This window comes from Planctomycetia bacterium (assembly GCA_034440135.1).
Taxonomy (GTDB): domain Bacteria; phylum Planctomycetota; class Planctomycetia; order Pirellulales; family JALHLM01; genus JALHLM01.
Window position 1 is genome coordinate 1 of sequence record JAWXBP010000429.1, and the last position, 4,826, is coordinate 4,826.

Consider the following 4,826-nt stretch of genomic DNA (forward strand, 5'->3'; position numbering starts at 1 on the left):
CATCGGCGGGCGCGGCGTCATCGGCCGGCATGTCTTCCGCCGGCAAGGCGTCGTCCGCACCGAACGGATCGGCTTCTTCGGTAACTGGAGCAACGACTGGCGGCGCCGCAGCGTTGGCCGGGGTTGACGCGGCGGGGGCCGCTTCCATGGGATCGGCGAAGGGCGCCGAGACCTCGGGTTGAGACGCTGCCGGGACCGTGGTCGGAGTGGAGGGGACAAGTCGCGTGGCCGGAATTGGCGCGGCGTCGCCGGTGATGGCATCCAGCGTTGCTGGGGTCGGGGCCACCGTGGTCACTGCTTCGCGGCGTCGAATGGATTCCAAGCGCTGGCGCCGCTGAACTTGCGTGGCGGAGGAGGCCGTAGCCAATTTCGCCGCGCGATGTTGTTCCAACACCAGGCGGGAACGGCCCTGGATTCGCTCCAGGGCCAGGCTTACGTCGTAAGCACGGGTGGCGCCAGCTTCGAGGTCGGCGCCTTTCTCAAACTCCGCCGCCGCGGCCTTGTTGCGTCCGGCTTGGAGGTAGACCAACCCGCGGTAGTAGTGGCAGCGCGGGTCCTGGCTGCCGGCGTCAATCGCCTGGGTGAACAACTTCTCGGCGCCGAAGATGTCGCCGCCGAAGTAAGCGTGGACGCCGTTTCCATACAGCCGTGACAGGGCGCCTTCCTGGGCCGAAGCGTTTTCCGCGGCAACGCCGAGCATTGCCGCCAACGCCAGCATCGTGACAACTCGCATGGGCCTGGTCTCGTCTGAGGTGTTCTGTGTTCCAAATCTGAGTTCTGGACGCCATCGTTCATAGCAAAAAAATGTCGCCGGGGCGAACGAAATTGCTCGGCCCCGGCGATGTGGTTTGCATCGCGGCTTATTCCGCGTCGAGCTTCTTCAACTGGATGTTGCGGTAATGGACCACGCTGCCGGGATCGTGCTGTTGCAGCGCGAGCAGTCCTTTGCTGTGCGTGTTCTTTTCGTCGACGTAATCGACGACGACTTCATCGTTGATCTTGATGACGATGTGGTTGCCCTTGGCGATGATGTGCTCGGTCCACCAGGTGTCGTCTTCGATCAATTGCTTCTTGATGTCGACGAAGTTGTAGAGGCTGCCGGTTTTCTTCGGGTCGCCGCTGGAGTTGTTGACCTGGGCTTCATAGCCCTTGGGCCAGCCTTCGCCGAATTCCGCGCGAAAGTACATGCCGGAGTTGCCGCCCTTGTTGAGCTTCACTTCGGCTTTAAATTCCAGGTCGGTCAGTTCGCCGGCGCCTTCGTAAAACAAATGGCTGCGCGGTCCTTTGCCGACAATGCAGCCGTCTTCGACGGTCCAGTTTTCAGCGTGCTCGTTGGCTTTCCAGCCGTCGCGGTTTTCGCCGTTGAAAATCGTCACGAAGCCGTCGGCGTCGGGCTCGGCGGCGGTGAGGGGCTGGGAGGCCGCGTAGGCCAGCACGGCGAACATCAATGCCAGCAAGGGGCGCTTCATCACGTATCAAACTCCTGGTTCAGAGTGGACAATCGGTAACGAGGAATCGAGCAACGCTTCATGCTCGTCCGGCTCATCGCCATCATGGCAGACGACACAACTGCTCGCCACGCCCCGGCTCATGGCTTCGGGCGCGGACGTCGGACCGCCTTCGTGGTGGCATTCGGAGCAACAGCGGTGCCGGTCTGCGTCCAACCGGGCCAATTGCAGCATCCCGGAGGTCCGCATCGAGGAACCCTGCAAAGGTTGTTCCGATGACGCGATCCAGGCGGCCGAACAGACCTGCCAGGGGAAGGCCGCAGTGGCCGCATGTTCGTTACGCGCTGCGCCGCGGTTCCGCCAGGAATCTTCGCCGATCGAACGGAATCCAAACGCCACGAGCACGCCGACCGCAACCGCGCCGCAAAAACGCAACATCCGGTCGCATTCTTCCCACGCCCGGATGGGCATGACGCCGCGCACCCGGTTCGCGCTGGCGACCCTGCGCCGAGCGGTTTTGGCGAGGGCGATCTCCTCTTCCAGCGTGGCGAAGGTAGCGTCGTGGGCGGCCGAGTGCGGTTCCGAAACTTCACCCCAATAGCTGGGCAGGCCTCGGCTCTCTTCGGGGCGGACGGCTTCTTCAAACAGTTCCACGGCCGGACGCAGGGCGATCGCCAGGCGCCGGCAATCGTTACAGCAGGTCAAATGCCGCTCGACGGAAGCGTCGCTTGCCGCCCCCGTGGGAAAGGGTCCGCGCGTCAGCACGTCGAACACCTGATCGCAATTCATTTAGGACCTCCCGGCAATCGGCCCGGACTGTTGTCGAACGTTGGTTCAGCATGATCGCCGGCGTTGCCTTTGGCCAGATCCGCCAGGCGGAGCAAACCCCATTTCACGCGGTTTTTCGCGGTCAGCAGGCTGCAGCCCATGGCATCGGCGATTTCCTGGAACTTCAATTCGCCGAAGAACCGCAGCCGGAGGGCATCCGCCTGCGCGGGGCTGAGCCGCTGCAACGACTGCTCCAGCAGATCGGCCCGCTCGCGCGCCAGCAATTCCCCCAACGGGGATGGGCGATCGCAAAGCACGGCATCGTCGATCGGAGCGGCCACCGCATTATCCGACCAGCAGGCCACGTGCGACGCCCGGCTGCGTTTGGCGCCGATCGCCCGGCATTGGTTGAGCAAAATCGTCCAGAGCCAAGTGCGAAACGACCGCTCGGGATCGAAGGTTTCCCGGGAACGAAACGCCGCGAGAAACGTCTCCTGCACGGCCTCTTCGGCCCAATCAAGACGCCCCAACCTTCCGACGGCGACCCTTAACAGCGGGCGACGGTAGCGCGCGACCAGCTCGGCGAAGCAATCCACATCGCCGCCGAGGACGCGGAGCATCAAAGCGCGGTCGTCATTTTCGGAGATAGGGTGCGGCACAGGGGTGGCAATCGCGGTTGGCTTCAACATGCCCCGGGAACGCGTTATTTTGGCGCGCGCGGGGGCAGGCTGCAAGCGCTTAACATTTGAAGCGGAATCCTTTGAGCAAGCAATTTGGCAGTGCGTGAGTTTGTGTATAACCGACGAAGCCAACGGCACTGCGGTTGCCTACCGACGTGTTGGCCTATCCCAACCGACGGAATCGACTTGCGACTTCGGGCAGGTTCATTTTCCTTGCCGTCGCCGCTGAACCGTGTTACCGTCTGTATTTGAATGGGCCGCGGCGTCGGTGGGGCGGACGGCCGCATGGCCCTTACGACAACATTGTCGGAGGTTGCGATGTCTCGTTGGCTCTGTGTCGCGCTCTTCTTTTTTGGCGGCGTTTCAGCGTCAGCCGGAACCGTAAATGTCACATTCATTCCACGAGCCGACGGACTGATTCTAGTTCCCGATTTCCTGACGTTTGTCGGGAACAATCGCAGAAATCCAGGTTTTTTGACAAACTTTACAAGCGATTGGGAGAGGCTGGACTACATCGAGCTGAACTTTAATGCCGGCGACGCACCAATTCAGTTTATTGCACAAGCCAGTGCCGAGGATGCCGTCATCAGTCCTGGATGCAGTGTTTCGATGGTCACACAGACGCAGTACATTGAATGTGGAAGTCAGACCGGGCAACTTTCCATTCGACTCTCGCCGCAATATTACCGTGGCAGCGCTAGTATTGGTGACCTCCAGATCATCGGCGATGATGTCTCCAACGATGATTTGCAATGGGTGCCAACGCAAACGCCCGAGCCGTCGTCACTTGCGTTACTCACCATCGCCCTCGCCGGCGCGGTCGCGTGCCGCCGGCGCAGATGGCCCGCGTTTTCGAAACAGTGACTTTCGTCGCGGCAGCGACGGCAGGTTCAGTCGCGGTATCGCTCATGGGAGGCCGGTTCCCTTCACTAGCCCGACGCGCAAGCGAGGGGGAGCGGACGCTGATGTGAGTACGGCGTTGGCGATAACTCGACGTCAACTCCCCCTCGCTTGCGCGTCGGGCTAGTGGCGTTTGTTTTGCGCGTGGCTTGTACGTCTACGGCAATTCGCGAATCTTCAACCCGCGAAACTCCACCGGCGCCCCTTCGCTTTCCAGGCAGAGGAAACCCGTCGCCGGCTGGCAATCCTTACCGCCGGAGACTTCTTCGCCGTTCACCCAGAGGCGGACTTCGCCGTTGATGGCGCGGACGTAATAGTGGTTCCATTCGCCGTACTGCTTGACCAGGCGCTTGCGCGGGAAGCTGCGTTCGCCCCCCGGAGCGCTCGGTTCGAACGGGGTCATCTTCGACGAGCCGACGGGAAAGACGTCGCCGTGCGAGGTGAACCAATCGGACTTCTTGCCGTTCGCTTTTTCGTACTCGGTTTCGTAGCCGAGGTCGAGGACTTGCACTTCGATGCCGCCGGGGGGCAACGTGCCTGGCTTGAGGTCTGCGAGCGCTTCGTCCGACGCCCAGAGGAACACGCCGGAGTTTCCGGCAGAGGTCAGGTGTCGCCACTCGACGACCAGTTCCAGGTTGGTGTACTTCTTCTTCGAGCGCGTGACGCCGACCGGCTGACCGGTCAGATGGATGACGCCGTCGTCAGCGAAGGTCCAAGTGTCGTCGGCGGTGTTGACGTTCTGGAAATCGTCTTTGCCGAGCGCGACCCAGCCGGGAGCGTCGCCGTCGATGAAGGCCCGCGGCGGCGCGGGGTCGTCGGCGAAGGCGGTGGTGAAGGTGGAGAGGAAGACGAGCGCGGCGATGGGGAGCAAGTGTTTCATGCCGACAGGCTAACGGGGCGCGGAGGGGAGTTCAAGCTTTTAACCACGGAGAGCACGGAGGACACAGAGGGGGGAAGAGGAGAGAGGAAGCGAATTCGCCCACGACTCCGCTTCCTCTCTCCTCTTCCCCCCTCTGTGTCCTCCGTGCTC

General features: G+C 62.2%; 6 protein-coding genes. 1 reads left to right on the top strand and 5 read right to left on the bottom strand.

Annotation, left to right across the window (positions count from 1 at the left end):
* From SGJ19_24825 to SGJ19_24840, 4 genes are all read right to left on the bottom strand, one after another.
* The coding region (locus SGJ19_24825; GenBank protein ID MDZ4783483.1) for a hypothetical protein at positions 1 to 733 on the bottom strand (733 nt) is incomplete at its 3' end.
* A gap of 127 nt (positions 734 to 860) precedes the next feature.
* Entirely contained in the window at positions 861 to 1,469 is a 609-nt protein-coding gene (locus SGJ19_24830) for a DUF1080 domain-containing protein (GenBank protein MDZ4783484.1), read from the bottom strand.
* A gap of 6 nt (positions 1,470 to 1,475) precedes the next feature.
* Positions 1,476 to 2,237, bottom strand: a complete 762-nt coding sequence (locus SGJ19_24835; GenBank protein MDZ4783485.1) for a hypothetical protein — start codon at positions 2,235 to 2,237, stop codon at positions 1,476 to 1,478.
* Positions 2,234 to 2,905 (bottom strand): RNA polymerase sigma factor, encoded by a 672-nt coding sequence (locus SGJ19_24840; GenBank protein ID MDZ4783486.1) that lies wholly within the window; start codon positions 2,903 to 2,905, stop codon positions 2,234 to 2,236. Before SGJ19_24840 ends, SGJ19_24835 begins: the two co-directional genes overlap by 4 nt.
* 309 nt (positions 2,906 to 3,214) lie before the next feature.
* Here SGJ19_24840 and SGJ19_24845 point away from each other — a divergent pair, with 309 nt between their 5' ends.
* Entirely contained in the window at positions 3,215 to 3,760 is a 546-nt protein-coding gene (locus SGJ19_24845) for a PEP-CTERM sorting domain-containing protein (GenBank protein ID MDZ4783487.1), read from the top strand.
* A gap of 193 nt (positions 3,761 to 3,953) precedes the next feature.
* Here the strand turns inward: SGJ19_24845 and SGJ19_24850 are convergent, their stop codons facing one another.
* Positions 3,954 to 4,676 (bottom strand): DUF1080 domain-containing protein, encoded by a 723-nt coding sequence (locus tag SGJ19_24850; protein ID MDZ4783488.1) that lies wholly within the window; start codon positions 4,674 to 4,676, stop codon positions 3,954 to 3,956.
* Positions 4,677 to 4,826 lie beyond the last annotated feature (150 nt).

What these genes read in the sequence shown, in the direction of transcription:
- SGJ19_24845 (MDZ4783487.1), top strand. Translation starts at nt 3,215, where the DNA reads ATGTCTCGTTGGCTCTGTGTCGCGCTCTTCTTTTTTGGCGGCGTTTCA.
- SGJ19_24835 (MDZ4783485.1), bottom strand. Translation starts at nt 2,237, where the DNA reads ATGAATTGCGATCAGGTGTTCGACGTGCTGACGCGCGGACCCTTTCCC.
- SGJ19_24840 (MDZ4783486.1), bottom strand. Translation starts at nt 2,905, where the DNA reads ATGTTGAAGCCAACCGCGATTGCCACCCCTGTGCCGCACCCTATCTCC.
- SGJ19_24830 (MDZ4783484.1), bottom strand. Translation starts at nt 1,469, where the DNA reads ATGAAGCGCCCCTTGCTGGCATTGATGTTCGCCGTGCTGGCCTACGCG.
- SGJ19_24850 (MDZ4783488.1), bottom strand. Translation starts at nt 4,676, where the DNA reads ATGAAACACTTGCTCCCCATCGCCGCGCTCGTCTTCCTCTCCACCTTC.